Here is a 17568-nt window from a genome sequence, read left to right on the forward strand (position 1 = left end):
AGCGGCGCCGGCTTGTTTCATCAGCCTTTCTTCGCGCCGATCTTCTCGTCCCAGATGCGGAACGCCTCGACGAGCTGCTTCGGCTCGAGCGGCACTTCGAGCGGATTGTTGGCGATCCAGTCGGCATATTCCGGCCGTCCGAACTCCTTGATCGTGTCCTGGCTTTCCTGCGGGGCCATCTCGAGGGTCACATCCTTGACCGCCGGGCCCGGGTAGAAATATCCGGCATCATAGGCGATCGCCTGTTGCTGCGGCTGGTAGATGAAATTGAGGATGTCGATGAGCACACCGACTTTCTCATCCGAGACGCCCTTCGGAATGACGGCGTAATGGGCGTCGGTCACCCAATGGAAGCCATCAAGCTTGCCGACCTTCGCTTCTTCCGGAACGATGCCGAGTGCGCGCGGATTGATGTCCCAGCCCGTCGTGGAAACGACGATGTCACGGGTGCCTTCACCGAGCTCCTTCATGACAGCCGCCGTACCCGTCGGGTAATATTCGATATTCTCTCCGAGGGCGGCCAGATAGTCCCAGGTCTTTGCCCAGCCCTTGACCGGATCGCGCGGATCGCTGTCGCCAAGGAGATAGGGAAGCCCCATCAGGAAGGTGCGGCCGGGACCGGAATTGGCCGGGCGCGCATAGATGAACCGGTTCTTGTTGGCTTTGGTCCAATCGAGCAGTTCCTGGGCGGACTTTGGCGGATTCGGCACCTTGTCCGGCATATATTCGATCAGCGGACCTGAGGGATAATAGGTGATGACGATCCCCTGATCCTTGGCAAGCGCCTGCATCTTGAGGGCCTGCGGCAGGAGAACGCTCTCGAGATTTGGAAGCTTGCTCTTATGGCCGGAGAGATCGACCCACAGACCCTGGTCGAGGCCTGCCGAAAGGGCGTCGGTGCCGGTCAGCACCAGATCGATATCCACCTTGCCGGCCGCCTGCTGCGCCTTGATCTTGGAAGGCAATTCCGGCGCAGGCGCCTTGGTGAAGGCGAAGTTCGAAACCCATTCGGGCTTCGCCTTGGCATAATTTTCGAACATCGCCTGGGTCAATGCCAGGTTGCCGGCGACGTCCACGACGGTGATCGTTACCGGGCTTGCCGGCGCCTTTGCCTGTGCCCATGTGCGAACAGGCAGCAGCCCTGCGGCCGCGACACCGGCCGCCCCGCCAACGAATGTTCTGCGCGTTATCTTCATGATGTCCTCCTCCATCGTTTAGTTTGCCATCGTTTTAGTTTGCATGCGTTTCGCCGCGCATTGCCTCGCAATGCACGTACAAGCGCTTGAGCCGCCGGCGTTCGTCGACGGAATCAAAATGCTCAATTTGCGAAACGCCGTTCCTCCGAATGCTATGCGGTGCCGTCGTTCTCCTCTGAGGCACGCCTTGGCAACAGAATTTAATTGATATACTAGTATGCACAACAGAGTCAACGCCCCGAGATTGTCATGCGGCAGTCCTCCAATCCAGAAGTCTTGGCTTTTCCGCCTTCGCCGGAAGGGGGCAGGAGGCCCCGTCGCGTGACGACTGCGGCGGCAATTTATGAGCGCCTGCATGCGGACATCGTCTCGTTGCGCATGCCGCCGGGAATGGCCCTCCAGGAAAAGCGGATCGCAGAAGAATTCGGTGTTAGCCGGACACCCGTGCGCGAGGCGCTGTTGAGACTTTCGGAGGGTGGGCTCGTCGATATCTACCCACAATCCGGCACGGTCGTTTCGCGCGTGCCGGTCTCCGCCATCCCCGAGGCCGTGCTGGTGCGAAAGGCGCTGGAGGGAACTACCGTCGAGTCAGCCGCCGCGATCGCGACAGCCGCTGACATCACTCGTCTGGATGCCATCATCGCCCGCCAGAAGGCGCATGCGGCCGTCGACAATACGTCGAACTTTCACGAGGAAGACGAAGCCTTTCACGAAGCGATCACGCAGATCGCCGGCTATCCCGGTATCTGGGCGATCCTGAAGATGGTGAAGATCCAGATCGACCGGGCACGGCGGCTGACGCTGCCGGCGCTTGGACGCATGGAGACCGTCGTCAACGAACACACCATCATCCGCGACGCCATTGCCGTCCATGACGCCGTCGCGGCGCGGGAGGCGATGATCCATCACCTGAGCGCCGTCATCCCCGATGTTGCGGAACTGCGGTTACGCTATCCCGATTATTTCTGCTGACCCGCGAATGCGGAAAAACCTAATACTTAGATGCTTCAAGTGCGGATTTCATTGTCTGACGCAGACGCTCCTCAGGTTGAAGCTGAGAGATCTCCATGTAATACCTTACAAGCAGTAATCCTTACCGGGGCATGAGATGAGCGCTACGGTGACTGCAAAAGGGCAAGTGACGATACCCAAACAGGTCCGGGACTTCCTTGGAATTGTGCCGGGAACGAAAGTCGAGTTCCGCCGCGGTTCTGATGGCACCATCGTCCTGACCCGCGCCGATGACGAGCGGCCAGCTAGTCGATTCAGTAAACTGCGCGGCCAGGCCGGCAGCGGGCTCGATACGGATGCCATCATGGCACTTACGCGCGGTGAAGAGTGATTCTCATCGATACAAAAGTTTCTTCTTGAGCTCGTTACCGATAACTCTCAATGGGCGGATTGGTCGATCCAGCAAATGGAAGCCGCAGCGCTGCGGGGACCGCTTCTTATCAACGATGTAATTTATGCGGAGCTTTCCGTCCGATACGAACGAATTGAGCTGCTAGAAACGTTTCTAGAGGAAGCGGGGGTCGATATGGTCACCATTCCGCGATCGGCACTTTTTCTTGGGGGCAAGGTCTTTACGCAATATCGTCGGTTGGGCGGACTACGCAGTGGTGTTTTACCCGATTTTTTCATCGGTGCGCACGCCGCAGTCCTTCAGCTGCCTTTGCTTACTCGAGACAAGGGACGATATCGGACATATTTTCCGAGCGTTGAATTGATCCTGCCGCCCGAATGACGAGCTTTGGGGTGAAGCAAAGTCATTTGATTCAGATCCGGGTTTCATGGCGCGTCTGGTCATGAATTTCGCCGATTGGATGCGACCGATTGTCTTGCCTGCGACGTGGTCAGTCTCCTTGTGGATGCTTGACTGCCATAGCGGCGAGTCTACCAGACGTACGGGACGAAGCGATAAGGCACGCGCGCGGCGTAATCCTCATAGCCCGTCAGTTTCGCACGCAGGGCGCGCTCTTCATGCACTGCTCGCCATGCCATTCCCAAGATGAACAGAATGGAAAGGGCGAGGCCGATCCAGGATCCGAGCAAGAGGGGCAGGCCGATGAAAAACAACAGGGCGCTTGCGTACATCGGGTGCCGCACTGCGGCGTAAGGGCCTGTGTCGATCACCCGCTGATCCTCCTGGATTTTCACCACGGGTGCTGCGAAGGTGTTTTCGCGAAACGTCCATGCGACGCCGAGCATTTCGAGCACGATGGCGAGGCCGCCGAGCATCTGAAGCCAGGCGGGTATGGCCGTGAAGCTGTTGCGCGCGGCATCCCAGCTCATGAATGCCATCCAGACAAAGAAGGCGAGCATGAAGATCGACAGCCAGATCCGATCCCATGGCTCCTGAGCCCGTTGCACCGGCAAGGCCATGCGCTCGCGCAGCAGGCGTGGACTGCGCTTCGACAACCAAACAATCATCGCAACGCCGCCGATCGCAAAGATCCCGATCAGGATCCAGGCGGCCGGATAGGCGAACGTGCCGGCGGGCCACAGGAGCAGCACCGCCATGAAGACCATCCATGCCACAAGCTGAAGCAGGTACACGATCATAGGTGCTCCCAGAGCAATTCCAGGAAAAGTGCGAAGCGGTTTTCCGTTCGGAATTGCGTAAAAGGCTTAGAGCGGTTCTGCGATTCCATTAAAGCTGAACTGCTCTAAGCGTTATCTCTCTCGTGCTAGTTTAGGCGAGCTTTAGCCTTGGTCATGGGCCGGTCTTTCCAATCGGCGAGGCAAGTGCCGCGATCCAGCCGACATAGGTCAGATAAAGACCGATCACGACGAGGGCGCCGAAGCCGATCCGCACGGGAGTGGTTGCTCCCGCCGAGGCGGCGGCGCCGCGTTCCATCAGTTGCGGTACGGCCATGAGCACAAGGCCGCGAAGCGCAAGGAACCAGCCGAACAGGGAAATCAAGATCGCCGATGCGCTCGACCAATATTGGTGTAACGCGATGATCAAAAGTCCGCCGAACAGCAACAGGGCACCTGCAAACCAAACGAACAGTGGGTTTTCGAAGAAGGCGGACGCCAGCGTGCCCATGTCCGGAGCGCGCACCATGATGATGCCGGGAACGATGACGAGCCATGGCCCTATGACGCGTGCGAACGCACGGGTGCGTGCTCTGGATTCCGGCGTGGCAGGCATTGGGGCTCTCGCTACGACGCTTCGGTTGCTGGACTTCTGACTTAACTTCAGTATATTCGAGATATGCCGAATATGTCAAATAAACATATGACCAAAACCGAAGAGCGCTTCATCGACGACGTGGCTCGGCTGCTGATTCCCTGGGGGGTGCCCCAGACGGCAGCGCGCCTCTACGGCTACCTCCTGCTCAACGCCGAGCCGGCCAGCCTCGATCGCATCACGAGCGACCTGCAAATCAGCAAGAGCAGCGCCAGCGTCGCTGCCCGGCTCCTGGAGCAATATATGCTCGTGAACCGTCATGGCGAGCGCGGCAGCAAACGTGCCCTATACGCGGTGTCCGAAAATTATGAGGGCATGCTCACCGAACAGAACCGCCTGCTGGATGCGCTTGCCGGGCTCATGAGGAAAGGCGCAAGCACCGCCGCATCGGAAACGGCGGGCGATCGTCTCAATGAGATGGCTGAGTTCTACCTGGCGATGCGCCGGGCAATGGAGACTGCGCTCGAGAGCTGGCGTGCGAGAGGGCCGCGGGACAGGCAAAGCGCGGGCTGAGGGTTCAGGTGACGGCGAGGCAGCGGGTTCGCCGCCGTAAGGGATGCACGCAGAATCTTACCAGAGTGTCGCTGTCAAAGACCTTCTCGAGCCAGACGGCTCTTCTGCGATGAACCATCATCGTGCACCGGTTCAGCGTGAAAGACGGACTCCTCTTCGGCTGGACCGATCCACTCAGCCGCAGTGACCGTCAACGAAAAGGCGGTTCACGCGGTGCGCGACTTAATGCCCATTCTGCTTCCTCGCGGTAAATATGACGACGTATCGGTCGATCTCACGTTAGTCCTGTTCGCGCGTGCCCGGAGAAGCCTCTCGCTGATCTTCATCCTCAAGATCGCTCTTTACCACGAATGCATCACCACGTTCTCGCGCGGCCTCTTTCATTGCCTTGAGATTTGCCACGTCATCGCCTTCAACCACTTTCTTGTGTCGGGTAGTGCTGTCGAGCTCGCCCTGGCGATTGACGTTGTTTTCCTTGATATCGAGGGGACCTTCGTTCTTCCTGTGTTTCATTGTAACTCCGTTCATTCGCTTCTAATCGCCGCCATCTGCAGGGACTTTCCGGAGGCAAGCTTGATGCCTCCTGGCCTGAGGGGGAAGGCCAGGAGGCATGGAGGTCGAGACGTCGGCGTTGCGGTGTCGGACCGCCTGGCCTTGGGAGGGGGGCCATCCGCGTCTCGGAATGCTAGAACTGCCCGGCCCGCTTATTTGTTCCTCGTAGCACCTTGGCTCCGAGCATTTTATCAAAGAGTTGAACGCAGCTTCGGCTGCATATGATGCCGAATTTAAACCACATCACTACAGTAGCTCGCGAGCAGTCCTCCGGTTCGGGGCGGCCGCAGCGATCGCAGGCCAACTCAGGCGTTATGGGCCGTCGTCCGAGCTGTGATGCTGGCTGCGAGGTCCGATTGGGCCGGGAAGGCCTGGCATTTCCCGGCCTGCCGCGATTTGCTTGAGGCCCTGTCTAACCTGGTGGATCACCTCGTTGTCGCCCCTCTCGGCATAGACTGCATAGGCGGAATGCGAAAATTCCGGGGCATCCTTCACGCGCTGCAGCCGGCCGTCGTCTAAAAAGGGCTGGGCTGTGCCTAGCCGAAAATAGCCGCAACCGCCCACCGTCAACAGATAGGTCAAGGCCAAGGGGCCGAGTGAAATCGACACCGGCGGATTGCTGAGTTCCGGAAAGGCCGTCTGATGGTTCACCGCAAAAGCCGGGCCCCAATCGACGTAAACGTAGTTTTGAGGCACGAGCGCGCCGTCAGGCGACGTGGTGACGAGGACCAGCTTCTCCTCGAGCAACAATTCCGCAACCAGGTTCGGCCATGGTGGCGGATTGTAAAGCACCGCGAAGTCGAGCGAGCCATCCTGGACGCGCGAAAGCAGACTCGTAGGGCTGTCGACCTCGGCCCGCAGTGCGATTTCGGGGAGCTCGTTGTGCATCCAGATCAACCAGTCAGCCAGAAGCGGATGCCACAGGCTCAACTCGCCTCCGACGATGACGCCGTCTTTTCGTCCGGGAGGAAGCGCCACCTGTTGTCGCGCCCGTTCCCAGACCTGAATCATGGTCGTGGCATGCCGGACGAGGCGCTCGCCGGCCGGTGTCAGTCGCGCGCCGGCCTTGTTACGGATGAACAGACGCCGCCCAAGGAGCTCCTCGAGAGTTCGAATGCGAGCGCTGACGGCGGTCTGGGTGATGTGAAGCCTCTCCGCAGCGGCGATGAAGCTGCCACTGTGCGCAATCTCGAGAAAGGTGCGTGCTTGATTGATGTCCATGTATTCATATGATCTTTTTTGTATCGAAGCACAATTAAATGAAGCAATGTTTAGACACGCGTGCTTTCAAAGCTGTCGGTGGGCGACGCATAGCCAAGGTCCTCTCGCGGAGTTTAATGGCCCTGTGCAGATAATTTTTCGACGCAACGACCGAACCACGCAAAATTGAATTGTCGCAAGAAATTTATCAGCTGCCGACGACTGCCGGAAAATTCATCTAATAATACGTTTCCAGCAATTTTATTGCATTAAACCAACAATATCCTTCGTTTGTCAGGGTCAGCACGGTGTGACAATCAATCGCCGTAGCAATCAATCGCTGCGCCTGCGTGGCTCAGGAAAGCCCTTCTTCGCAGCCCGGATGATAAGCTGGAGACGCGCATATGACCGCATTGGAGTTCCCCGGACCAGGCCTGACGGCCGAGCAATGGGCCAAAATCTCAGAGCTTGCGACGTCGCTCCGGTCCGGACAAGCGCTCTGGATCAGTGGATATTTTGCTGGCCTCGAGCACGGCGCGCGCGCTCTGCATCTTGAAGGCCTTCAGACCTTAGATCTGCGGGAGCCCGAAAGGGAAGGGGCCTTTCCGGCCGCCGCACGGTCTGTCACCATTCTCTTTGGCAGTGAAACAGGAAATAGCGCGGAACTTGCCGCGACCATCGAGGAGCAGTTCAAGGCGCAGGGCCGTACGGCACGTGTCGTGGACATGGCGGCCTACAAGGTGCGCGAACTGAAGGACGAGCAGGACCTGCTGATCGTCACGTCCACCCACGGTGAGGGCGACCCTCCGGCCTCGGCGGCAAGCTTCTTCGAATTCATCGAGGGGGCCCGGGCGCCACGCCTCGGCGGCGTGCGTTTCGCGGTGCTCGCGCTTGGCGATTCGACATATGAGTTTTTCTGCGGTGCAGGCAAGCGCCTGGATGAGCGGCTGGCCGAACTCGGCGCGACGCGGCTCCATGACCGCATCGACTGCGATGTCGACTATGATGCCTCCGCCGCCGACTGGATATCGGCAGCCGTCGCCAAATTCGCCGCAAGTGGTATGACAGGAACGCCGGCGGCGGCTGCGGCCGCACAGGAGCGTCTCCGTGAGCAGGCCACGCCGGGCTTCAGCAAGCGCAATCCGTTCGGGGCAACGGTTATCGACAACATCACGCTGACGGCGCGAGGATCGAGCAAGCAGACTCAGCATCTGGAACTGTCGCTGGAAGGTTCCGGCCTTTCCTTCGAGCCTGGCGACGCGCTCGGTGTGATACCCCGTAACGACCCTGACCTCGTCCGGACGCTGTTGTCTGCCCTTGGGCTCAAGGCGGACGCGCCCGTCACGCCAAAAGACCAATCGGTCTCTTTGGGGGAGGCCTTGATGGAAGCGTTCGAGATCACGTCGGCGACGCCGCGATTCCTTGATCACTGGTCCGAATTAAGCAAGGCCGAGGAGCTTCAAAAGCTCTGCAAAGAGGGTGCTTCAGAGGCACGAGCCAATTTTCTGCGCGGCAACCACATCATAGATATCATCCGGCACTTTCCGGTGCCCGGGATTGATGCCGCAACGTTTACGGCCGGACTGAGACCGCTTCAGCCGCGGCTCTATTCCATCGCATCGAGCCTGGCATTCGCACCGGAAGAGGCGCATTTGACGATCAGCACGGTCCGGTACGAGCTCAACGGATTGCCTCGTACCGGCGTCGCGTCGGGCCATGTCGCCGAACGCTGCGATATTGGCGCCACCCTTGGTGTCTACGTGCAGCCAAACGCCCATTTCCGCCTGGCCGACGATGACACGCCGATCATCATGATCGGCGCCGGCACGGGCGTTGCTCCCTATCGGGCGTTCCTTCAGGAGCGCGAAATGCGTGCAGCGGCGGGTAAATCCTGGTTGTTCTTTGGCGAACGCAACTTCGACAGTGACTTTCTCTATCAGACCGAATGGCAGGGCTTCCTGAAAGACGGCGTGCTGTCGCGCATGAACGTTGCGTTTTCACGTGACGGCGCCAACAAAGTCTATGTGCAGCATCGCCTTTTCGAGCACGCGAGGGACGTCTACGCCTGGCTGGAAGAAGGAGCCCATGTCTACGTCTGCGGTGACGGCGCGAAACTCGCTCCGGACGTTCACACAGCTCTTCGGGAAATCATCGAACAGCAGGGCGGCAAAGGCAAGGCTGCGGCGAGCGAGTATCTCGCCGCGATGCAAGCCGCCAACCGCTATCAGATCGATGTCTATTGAAAGGGCAGCCATGACAATCTCGGACCTCAGCCGCAGCCGCGATCTCTCCCAACCGCTCGACCGGCTTGGCCCGGATGAGACGCTGAAGGCCAACAGCGACCAGCTGCGTGGCACCATAACAGCCGGTCTCGAGGCGGAGCTGACAGCGGCCGTGCCGGGCGACGACATAAAGCTGATGAAGTTTCACGGGCTCTATCAGCAGGATGACCGCGATCTGCGCGACGAGCGACGCCGACAAAGGCTTGAGCCGGCCTACCGGTTCATGGCACGTGTGCGTCTACCGGGTGGTGTACTCTCTGCCAGCCAGTGGCTGAAGCTCGACGAACTCGCCCGCGCCTACGCAGGCGAGACACTGAGACTGACCACGCGTCAGACCTTCCAGCTCCATCGCGTCCACAAGAGTGATTTGCGCGCAGTCATTCAGGGGCTGCACGCTGTTCTGCTCGATACCAAAGCGGCCTGTGGCGACGACGCACGCGGCGTCATGGCCTCGATCAATCCGGAGCTTTCTGCTCTGCATGCGGAGGTCTATGCGCTCGCCAGCCGGGCAAGCGATCACGCCATCCCGAAGACTGGCGCCTACCGCGAGATCTGGTACGGAGAGGAGCGGACGCCAACGGACGGGCCGGAGGAGCCACTTTACGGCAAGACATACATGCCGCGGAAGTTCAAGATCGGCTTCGTTATCCCGCCGATCAACGACATCGACGTCTATGCCCAGGACCTCGGCTTCATCGCTATCTCGGATCGCAATGGCCTGAAAGGGTTCAACGTCGCCATTGGCGGCGGCATGGGGCGGACAGACCAGGCGCCCAAAACCTATCCGCGGCTCGCCAGCGTCCTCGGTTTTGTGCCGAAGGACAAGGTCATCGAGACCTGCGATGCCGTGATGTCTGTGCAGCGCGATTACGGCGATCGGGTCGACCGCAGCCATGCCCGCTTCAAATACACCATCGACGACAAGGGGCTCGATGTCATCAAGGCCGAGATCGAACGGAGGCTTGGCTTCCCGTTCGGTCCGGCACGGCCGTACACATTCACGTCGAATGGCGACAAGATCGGTTGGCAGCGTGGGGAAGATGGCCGAGAACATTTCACGCTGTTTGTTCAGAACGGCCGTGTCAGCAACGTCGAGGACGTTGCCCTGCTGGACGGCCTGCGTGCTATCGCAGAAAAGCACAGGGGCATGTTCCGCGTGACGCCCAATCAGAATCTCATCATTGCCGATATCGAGCCTGAAGACAGGGCCACGATCGAGGCTTTGTTGAAGGAATATCGGCTGGACAGTTTGAATGCGGGAAGCGGTCTTCGTCTCAACTCCATGGCTTGCGTCTCATTACCGACATGCGGCCTCGCCATGGCAGAGAGTGAGCGCTACCTGCCGACCCTGGTTGGCAAAATCGAAGCGATCCTTGCGGCTCATGGTCTGTCCAGCGAGCCGATCACAATCCGTATGACCGGCTGTCCGAATGGCTGTGCCCGACCCTACATTGCCGAAATCGGACTGACTGGTCGCGCGCCAGGCAAATACAACCTCTATCTTGGCGGCGGCTTTCACGGACAGCGTCTCAACAAGATGGTTCTGGAAAATGTCGGCGAGCAAGCAATTCTCGAACTGCTCGGCAAGTTGATCGAACACTTTGCGCGCGAGCGCCTGTCCGGCGAACGGTTCGGCGACTTCGCGATCCGCGCCGGCTACGCTGCGGAAGTCACGGAAGGCAAATATTTCAACGACTGACAGGCAGATGTTTCTAGAGCTGGCGGTTGCGAACACGGGAAAGAAGGAGCATGGCGGTGGGAGATGGAAGAACAATTGCCGCGGCGAATGGAGTGGCCATCGACGAGAACTACCGTGCGGTGACGCCGCCGCTCTATCTCACAAGCACGTTTGCATTCACCGGATACGAGCAGACGACCGGGTACGATTATTCGCGCACCGCCAATCCCACGCGCGACCTTCTCGCTGACACCCTGGCCAAACTTGAAGGTGGTGCGGGCGCGGTCATAACATGCTCGGGGATGGCTGCGATTGATCTGATCCTTTCACGGCTTGCCTCCAATGCACTCGTGGTTGCTCCTCATGATTGCTATGCCGGCACGCGACGTTTGCTGAAGGCGCGCAGCGAGAAAGGAGAGTTCGACGTCGTCTTTGTTGACCAGGGCGATGGTGCGGCCCTCGACCGGGTGCTTCACCGCATTCCGGCGCTCGTGTTCATCGAGACGCCAAGCAATCCTCTGATGCGTGTTGTTGACATCCGCTCGATTGCCGAGCGCGCCAAGGCAGTTGGCGCACTCGTCGCGGTCGACAATACGTTCCTCTCGCCTGCCCTGCAGCAGCCGATTTCCCTCGGCGCGGATTTCGTCATTCATTCCACCACCAAGTATCTGAATGGTCATTCGGATGTCGTTGGCGGCGCGGTGGTAGCAGCCAGCCATGCGGAGGCTGCAGCACTTTCCGATTGGGCCAACGTTACCGGTGTCATTGGAGCGCCGTTCGATTCCTACATGACGTTACGCGGTATTCGCACCTTGTTCGTTCGGGTTGCTCAGCAGGAAGCCAATGCCATGGCCATCGCGAACTTTCTGCGTGTGCAGCCGCAGGTAGCCGCGGTGCACTACCCGGGCCTTGCCGATCATCCCGGCCATGCCATTGCCGCGGCGCAACAATCTGGCTTTGGCGCCATGCTCAGCTTCGAACTGCGGGGTGGTACACCGGCGGTGAAGCGGTTCGTCGAGGCGGTGCGGGTCTTTACCCTGGCCGAGTCTCTCGGCGGCGTGGAGAGCCTGGTTGCGCATCCGGCGACGATGACGCATGCGAGCATGAATGCCGAGACGCGTCGGGATGCCGGCATCGGCGACGGTCTGCTGCGCCTGTCGGTCGGCCTGGAGGACGAGAGTGACCTCATCGCGGGACTTGCCGCGGGGCTGGCGGCCAGCGGCCGTTGAGAGCCGTTTTCGGAGGGCGTCCTTCGTTCAGTCCTTCAGGGCCACCTATGCCGATTGCAACGAACCAAGCGACGGTTTGATGATGAAACTCTCTGTCACGATGAGGCTCATCGGAATATCGTGCGGCTGGGGATGAATCGTTGGCAATTCCGCCTGGGAATAGCCAATCCCGATCGCGCGAACCGAACAACCGAGTTCGGCGAGCGTTCGGTCAAAGAACCCGCCGCCATATCCCAGACGATAGGCTGCGCGGTCAAAACCCACCACCGGAGCGAGAACGACATTCGGCCGGATGATTTCGCCTTCCGCCGGGTAAGGGATATTCCAAACACCCCGCTCCAGCCGGTCGCCGGGCTTCCATAGCCGAAAGGTGAGCGGCTTTTTCTTTTCCGTAACGACTGGAAGGGCGACACGGGCGCCTTCTGCGATGACATCGCCAAGCAGCGGCCGAAGATCCGGCTCACCCCGAAATGGCCAGTACGCACTGATGACGGCGCCGCGGACATCGCCCAGGACACCCTGGAGTGCGTGAGCGATGTCGATGTCCCATTTGCTCCGCTGTTGGCTGCCGACCGCCTGACGTTGTGAGATCAGCCGGGAACGCTCGCTCTTGCGCCATGGCCCGACTTCATCCGCTGGCAGTGCGGGCGGTGTGATTGTCAACCCTGCGTAAGACGGATCGAGTTCATGTAAGAAGCAGGGCGGCGATGCGTAGACGCCGAAGGATTCGTTGTCCTGATCATGCGGCATTATCATGCGTCCTGATCGGAACCTGTTTGATGTCTTCTATATCTGCGCCGATCAGTTCGACACGCCAGACCTCATCGACTGTCGGAAGAGTACGTGCGAAGGTCCAAACGTCCGACGACCTCCAAATCTCGCTTGGATGCCCGGCGATGACGGCACCGTTCTCATCGCGGTTGGTGGAGATAAGCTCAGCCTGCAGACGAACCGAAAGATGAACCTTGGTTTGTTCGATGTGGGCGTCGACCACATAAGGCAGAAAAAGACGCACGATCATGATCTCAGATCTCTCGCGGCGGTCTGTCCGTTGCGATATCGCATCCGCAAGGTCTTCGAACACTTGGTCGGCAATCGCCGTAGAGAACAGCCGTTTCTTGTCATTGCGCCAGAAGGCAAGAAGAACCTCCTCGAAAGTTCGCGATGCCTCCGATAGAAAGCTCATCAGCGTGAACGAGCGATCAGCCGCGTAGACCCTGCGAAGGGCCGGCAAAATCCTTGCCGAATTCACAGCAGAAATCTGAGTGAGTGCTCCATGGGGGCAACTGCGAGCGTGATCATCACCGCGAGCTGAGCTTACTGCACTGCGAGAGCTATTCTGAGCCTTAAAGCCTTCTTCCAGGGTCCAGAATTGCCACGCAAGCCATAGTACCCACAGGACTGCGATCATTGCAGAGTTTGCGGATAATTCCTCCATCACTTACCTCCGCGCACGGGAGCTACCGATGTCTTCTTCCCTGTGCATAATCGCGCGCGATTTAAAGCAAAGCTAATGAATTTGATTTCATTTCAGATTAAAGAAATTGTATCAATCTAGCCAGCTACGCTGCAGGAGCGAGGCTCGATGAAAGGCGCCACGGGAAAATTCCCGATTCCGCGATAGGCGGCCGCCCGAAGGCGCCGCCTATATCGACTGCATCAACGGACGTAGAAGGTCACGCTGCCGTCGGCGGCCTGTTCGGCATTGACGACATTACGGACTTCGACGCCCTGCTGGTTAAGCTCGCGGGCAAGCGGCCGGTTGGCGTCGATCGAGGCCTGGATTCCCTGGACCCCGCGCATCGTACGCCACGGCACCAAATGTGGGCCGGTCATGTCGTTATTCTGGCTGGCGTAGTCGTGGATCGGCTCGACGTTGAAGTCATTGCCCTGGAAGGTCCTGAGGGTGTACTCGATGCCTCGTGTTGTATTCATGTCCAGGCTCTGCGCCCGGCTGACGCCGGCAAATGCAAGCGAGGAAAGGGCGGCGGCGATGGCGATTTTGGCAGTGCGGTTCATGATGCTATCCTTTCGTCTGTTGTGACGGTCGGCTGCAGTGCAGGGGATCGTCTGCGTTACGAAAGGGAATTGGCGTTGTTCCGCACTGAGTTCAATGGGCTAAGTTACTGAAAAGAAATTACAAATTATTCATCGATCCCGCCTTCGAATTGCCGTTTTCGAGGCGTCCGTCAACGCCCCTCCTGTCTCCCGCGCACCAGTCGGCGGGGTCCTTTGTTATCCCATTGCAAATATTTCGGGTTTTCGCACTGCAGCATTGGCGGGAATTACCGGCATTGTACCAAGGGCACGCTTTAAGCCCGCTGACGGAGTGGAAATGTTCCCTCAATCCAAGGAGAAGCACGCTGCAAGAGGTTGTTCGCAATATTTTGATCCGAGCGCGAGCTGATGTGCTTTACGCAAAAATATATGGATCCGACCATGTCGGGGCGTGAAAACGTCGTGCGTCTTATCTTCGACGCGGTATGAGCCGCGCAGATAACCAGGAGGGATACCGATGTTCCGCACTGCTCTCATTGCCGGGGTCCTGCTCATGGCCGGCTCCGCGCTCGCCCAATCCGAACCGGTTGGCTATCGGGTCGAAGTCAACGGCATGCAAATGTACTACGAGGTCTCGGGCGAGGGCGATCCGCTGATCGTGCTGCACGGCGCTTACATGAACATCCCGTCTATGGGCGCGATCATCCCGAAACTTGCCGAAAACCATAAGGTCTATGCGCTCGAGCTGCAGGGTCACGGCCGCACCACCGACATCGACCGACCGATCACCTATCAGAACCTGGCGGACGACGTGGCGGTCTTCATGGACGCGGTGGGTCTTAAGAAGGCCGACGTCTTCGGCTATTCCATGGGTGCTGCCGCCGGCTTGCAGGTCGCCATCCGCCATCCGGAAAAGGTGAACAAGCTCGTTGCAGCCTCGGTCGCCTACGACGCAGAGGGTTGGCAACCCGAATTCACGGCCTTCATTCCGCAGATGACGGTCGAGATGTTTGTGGGTATGCCGTTTGCGGAGGACTATCGCAAGCTCGCTGCCAATCCTGACGGCTTTCCCGCTCTCGTCAAGAAACTGATCGCGCTCGAGCATGAGCCAATGGCATGGAAAGCGGATGTCGAGGCGATGAAGACTCCGGTTTTGATCATCAGCGGGGATGCCGACGTGGCGACGCTCGAGCATGCGGTTGCAATGTTCCGGCTGCTCGGCGGCGGGGGCATGGGCGATATGGGCAAGCCGCTGTCGGCCTCGCGTCTCGCCGTCCTGCCGGCAACGTCGCACACCGCCGTCATCGGCCAGGTCGAACTGCTTGATGCCGTCATCGAGCCTTTCCTGAAGGGCGAAACGCCGAAGGGGATGTTCGAGTAGGGACGCGGCAGGCAGCGGGAACTCCGCCGAGCGGTCAGTTGCCGCGGCGACGCGATCAAATCATCCGGCCTGACGCACCCAAAGCCGCGGGCGCGAAACGTTCCTGCCCCGCGGCTGCCCGCTGGTGTTTTTCAAACAATGTGGCAACATTCCTCGGCGGCACTGGTGTGGATCGTATGGCACGGTTCTTCTGGCATCGCGGCAAACCATTCAAGTGCGGAGGAGATCGATGCAACGTCTTTTGGGAAAAGTGGCAATCATCAGCGGTGGCGCGGGCGGTTGCGGTTTGGCCGCGTCGGAACTCTTCGCAATGGAGGGGGCGGTCGTGGGAATCATCGACCTCCCAACCAGCCAGGGCGCGGAAGTGGCCGAGCGGTTGAGGAAACTCGGTCATGAGGCGGCATTTGCCGCCGCAGACGTTTCAGATCCCGATCAAGTGGACAAAGCGGTGGCTGAGATCACCAGGGAATTGGGAACGGCCACCATCCTGTTTAATCACGCCGGCACGATTGACGTGAAACCCTTTCTCGAAGTGACGCCAAGCGAGTGGGACCGGTTGATGGCCATCAACGTCCGCAGCATGTTCCTCATGACGCGCGCCGTCCTGCCGGGCATGATTGAAGTCGGCGGCGGCAGCATCGTATGCACCTCGTCCGTCTCCGCCGTGGCCGCGACACCCATGGAGGTCCTCTACAACACTACCAAGGGGGCGTGCCATATGTTCGCGCGGGCGATCGCGGTCGAGTTCCGCGACCGGAACATTCGGTGCAACGCGGTATGCCCGGGCTTCATTGACACGCAGCACGGCAGGCGTGAGCTTACCGGACTCGCTTCGAACGATATCGACGTTTCGGAGGCGGCGATCGCCGCGCAACAGGGGCGCCTGTGCCGTCCCGAAGAGGTCGCTCGGGCTGCCCTGTTCCTTGTCAGCGACGAGGCAAGTTTCGTGAACGGAGCGCATCTCTTCGTCGACAATTGCTACACGGCTGTTTGAGGGGAACCGACATGAATTTCGAAAAAGGCGGAGTCTGGAGAAACTGGGTCGGCAATCAATATTGCGTTCCCCAATACAAGGCGGCGCCGGAAACGGAAAAGGAACTCGCGCAGATCGTGGCCAAAGCCGAGGAAATCCAGCTTCCCGTCCGCGTTGCGGGTTCCGGCCATTCCTTCACGCCGGTCGTCGCAACGAGCGGCCTGCTGCTTTCGCTCGAAAATCTTCGGGGCATTCAGGCCGTCGACAAGGAGCGCAAGCAGGTTACGGTTGCAGCGGGTACCCGCATCAATGAAGTCGGAAAAAGCCTCAAGGCGCTCGGCCTGTCCCTGGTCAACCAGGGAGATATCGACAGCCAGGCGGTTGCCGGCGCCTTTACCACCGGAACGCACGGCACCGGCATAACACTCGGCAATCTCGCTTCCTCGATCGCGGCAATGCGAATCGTGAAAGCCGATGGCGATATACTTGAGATCGACGGCAGCGACCGGGAGCTTCTGCACGCGTCTCAAGTTTCGGTCGGCACGCTGGGCATCATCTCCTCGATGACGCTCAATGTCACGGATGCCTATAATCTTCACGAAAGGCTCTGGCGCGACGACTTCGAAACCTGCATGGAGCGGCACGATGAATTGGCCGCGAAACACCGGCATTTCGGCTTTTTCTGGTGCCCGGTTCCGGAAAGCCGCCACCTCTATTGCCTGCCGGATACCGCCGCCGTTTCGAGTACGAACAAGACGGCCGACGTCTGCGAAATGAAGACGTTGGACATCACGACAGCGGCTCCGATGGAGGCCGAGTTCGAGAAGATCGCCTACAGCTCGGAGGTCTATCCGATCGAATATGTCCCGAATTTTGTGGAGCTCGAATATGCAGTTCCCCTGGAGCACGGAAAGGAAGCCGTCCGGGCTGTCCGGGACCTGATGCTGACGAAGCATACCGATTGCATCTACCCGATCGAATACAGGTTCACGGCCGGCGACCCCGCATGGATGAGCCCGTTCCACAATCAGGACAGCATCACGCTGTCCGTCTCGGGCGGCCCAGGGATGGACTACTGGCCGTTCCTGAAGGATGTGGACACCATTTTGAGAAAGTTCCGGTCTCGCCCGCATTGGGGCAAGATGCATTTCCTCGACCGCGACGACGTGACGGACCTTTATCCGCGTGCTACCGATTTTCGTGCCCTGAGGCGCGAGCTGGATCCGGAAGGCCGCTTTCTGAACGACCACCTCAGCCCTTTGCTGGGGTGATGGAATTTACCTGACGTGGTGGCAGGCGATGGCGTTTTGCAGTGCTGGCGCAAGACGGCACGATTTTCCGCCAAACCACCTTCGGGCGAGATGAAGTTTCCT

17 protein-coding genes and 1 pseudogene are annotated in these 17568 nt (G+C 59.3%); 10 read left to right on the top strand and 8 right to left on the bottom strand.

All coding sequences use genetic code 11. From position 1 onward, the window contains the following. Nucleotides 1-20 precede the first annotated feature (20 nt). Nucleotides 21-1196, bottom strand: a complete 1176-nt coding sequence (locus AAE029_RS02220) for an extracellular solute-binding protein (protein WP_371071153.1) — start codon at nucleotides 1194-1196, stop codon at nucleotides 21-23. A 249-nt stretch (nucleotides 1197-1445) separates the two neighbouring features. On the opposite strand from AAE029_RS02220, the gene AAE029_RS02225 reads away from it, so the two are divergent. From AAE029_RS02225 to AAE029_RS02235, 3 genes and pseudogenes are all read left to right on the top strand, one after another. Next, a complete protein-coding gene (locus AAE029_RS02225; RefSeq protein WP_371071154.1) occupies nucleotides 1446-2168 on the top strand; it encodes a GntR family transcriptional regulator in 723 nt (240 codons plus the stop codon). 136 nt (nucleotides 2169-2304) lie between these two features. Next, nucleotides 2305-2538, top strand: a complete 234-nt coding sequence (locus tag AAE029_RS02230; RefSeq protein ID WP_371071155.1) for an AbrB/MazE/SpoVT family DNA-binding domain-containing protein — start codon at nucleotides 2305-2307, stop codon at nucleotides 2536-2538. After that, nucleotides 2535-2940, top strand: a pseudogene (locus tag AAE029_RS02235) (type II toxin-antitoxin system VapC family toxin). The gene AAE029_RS02230 and the pseudogene AAE029_RS02235 overlap by 4 nt, the downstream one beginning before the upstream one ends. A 149-nt stretch (nucleotides 2941-3089) precedes the next feature. Here the strand turns inward: AAE029_RS02235 and AAE029_RS02240 are convergent. Continuing rightward, nucleotides 3090-3758 (bottom strand): isoprenylcysteine carboxylmethyltransferase family protein, encoded by a 669-nt coding sequence (locus AAE029_RS02240; RefSeq protein ID WP_371071156.1) that lies wholly within the window; start codon nucleotides 3756-3758, stop codon nucleotides 3090-3092. A 151-nt stretch (nucleotides 3759-3909) separates the two neighbouring features. Further along, nucleotides 3910-4350 (bottom strand): hypothetical protein, encoded by a 441-nt coding sequence (locus tag AAE029_RS02245; protein ID WP_371071157.1) that lies wholly within the window; start codon nucleotides 4348-4350, stop codon nucleotides 3910-3912. Nucleotides 4351-4437: 87 nt separating this feature from the next. On the opposite strand from AAE029_RS02245, the gene AAE029_RS02250 reads away from it, so the two are divergent. Continuing rightward, nucleotides 4438-4902, top strand: a complete 465-nt coding sequence (locus AAE029_RS02250) for a GbsR/MarR family transcriptional regulator (protein WP_371071158.1) — start codon at nucleotides 4438-4440, stop codon at nucleotides 4900-4902. Between the two features lie 279 nt (nucleotides 4903-5181). Here the strand turns inward: AAE029_RS02250 and AAE029_RS02255 are convergent, their stop codons facing one another. Together AAE029_RS02255 and AAE029_RS02260 are read right to left on the bottom strand one after the other, a co-directional pair. Further along, on the bottom strand, nucleotides 5182-5415 hold the full coding sequence (locus AAE029_RS02255) for a hypothetical protein (protein WP_371071159.1): 234 nt from the start codon (nucleotides 5413-5415) through the stop codon (nucleotides 5182-5184). A 351-nt stretch (nucleotides 5416-5766) separates the two neighbouring features. Further along, nucleotides 5767-6675, bottom strand: coding sequence for a LysR family transcriptional regulator (locus AAE029_RS02260; RefSeq protein WP_371071160.1), 909 nt, complete (start codon nucleotides 6673-6675; stop codon nucleotides 5767-5769). Between the two features lie 383 nt (nucleotides 6676-7058). On the opposite strand from AAE029_RS02260, the gene AAE029_RS02265 reads away from it, so the two are divergent. Genes AAE029_RS02265 through metB form a run of 3 tightly spaced genes read left to right on the top strand, consistent with a single transcriptional unit; the run spans nucleotide 7059 to nucleotide 11843 of the window. Next, on the top strand, nucleotides 7059-8897 hold the full coding sequence (locus tag AAE029_RS02265; RefSeq protein WP_371071161.1) for an assimilatory sulfite reductase (NADPH) flavoprotein subunit: 1839 nt from the start codon (nucleotides 7059-7061) through the stop codon (nucleotides 8895-8897). Between the two features lie 10 nt (nucleotides 8898-8907). After that, nucleotides 8908-10635, top strand: coding sequence for an NADPH-dependent assimilatory sulfite reductase hemoprotein subunit (locus tag AAE029_RS02270; protein ID WP_371071162.1), 1728 nt, complete (start codon nucleotides 8908-8910; stop codon nucleotides 10633-10635). Nucleotides 10636-10685: 50 nt separating this feature from the next. After that, nucleotides 10686-11843: a cystathionine gamma-synthase gene (gene metB, locus AAE029_RS02275; RefSeq protein ID WP_371071163.1), complete on the top strand. Its 1158-nt coding sequence runs from the start codon at nucleotides 10686-10688 to the stop codon at nucleotides 11841-11843. Nucleotides 11844-11888: 45 nt separating this feature from the next. On the opposite strand, the gene AAE029_RS02280 is transcribed toward metB, so the two are convergent. The 3 genes from AAE029_RS02280 to AAE029_RS02290 all read right to left on the bottom strand — a co-directional run bounded on the left by AAE029_RS02280 (nucleotide 11889) and on the right by AAE029_RS02290 (nucleotide 13862). Then, nucleotides 11889-12593 (bottom strand): 5-formyltetrahydrofolate cyclo-ligase, encoded by a 705-nt coding sequence (locus AAE029_RS02280; RefSeq protein ID WP_371071164.1) that lies wholly within the window; start codon nucleotides 12591-12593, stop codon nucleotides 11889-11891. Next, on the bottom strand, nucleotides 12583-13281 hold the full coding sequence (locus AAE029_RS02285) for a Tim44/TimA family putative adaptor protein (protein ID WP_371071165.1): 699 nt from the start codon (nucleotides 13279-13281) through the stop codon (nucleotides 12583-12585). Before AAE029_RS02285 ends, AAE029_RS02280 begins: the two co-directional genes overlap by 11 nt. Nucleotides 13282-13502: 221 nt before the next feature. Then, the gene (locus AAE029_RS02290) at nucleotides 13503-13862 is read right to left on the bottom strand and encodes a hypothetical protein (protein WP_371071166.1); all 360 of its coding nucleotides are present in this window, start codon (nucleotides 13860-13862) and stop codon (nucleotides 13503-13505) included. A 496-nt stretch (nucleotides 13863-14358) separates the two neighbouring features. On the opposite strand from AAE029_RS02290, the gene AAE029_RS02295 reads away from it, so the two are divergent. The 3 genes from AAE029_RS02295 to AAE029_RS02305 all read left to right on the top strand — a co-directional run bounded on the left by AAE029_RS02295 (nucleotide 14359) and on the right by AAE029_RS02305 (nucleotide 17466). Then, nucleotides 14359-15222, top strand: a complete 864-nt coding sequence (locus AAE029_RS02295) for an alpha/beta fold hydrolase (RefSeq protein ID WP_371071167.1) — start codon at nucleotides 14359-14361, stop codon at nucleotides 15220-15222. 229 nt (nucleotides 15223-15451) lie between these two features. Continuing rightward, nucleotides 15452-16216, top strand: coding sequence for an SDR family NAD(P)-dependent oxidoreductase (locus AAE029_RS02300; RefSeq protein WP_371071168.1), 765 nt, complete (start codon nucleotides 15452-15454; stop codon nucleotides 16214-16216). Nucleotides 16217-16227: 11 nt separating this feature from the next. Then, nucleotides 16228-17466 carry a D-arabinono-1,4-lactone oxidase gene (locus AAE029_RS02305; protein WP_371071169.1) on the top strand — a complete coding sequence of 413 codons (1239 nt, stop codon included), beginning with the start codon at nucleotides 16228-16230 and terminating at the stop codon, nucleotides 17464-17466. The last annotated feature ends 102 nt before the right edge of the window (nucleotides 17467-17568 follow it).

It is taken from the genome of Sinorhizobium sp. CB7 (genome assembly GCF_041357635.1).
Classification (GTDB): domain Bacteria; phylum Pseudomonadota; class Alphaproteobacteria; order Rhizobiales; family Rhizobiaceae; genus Rhizobium.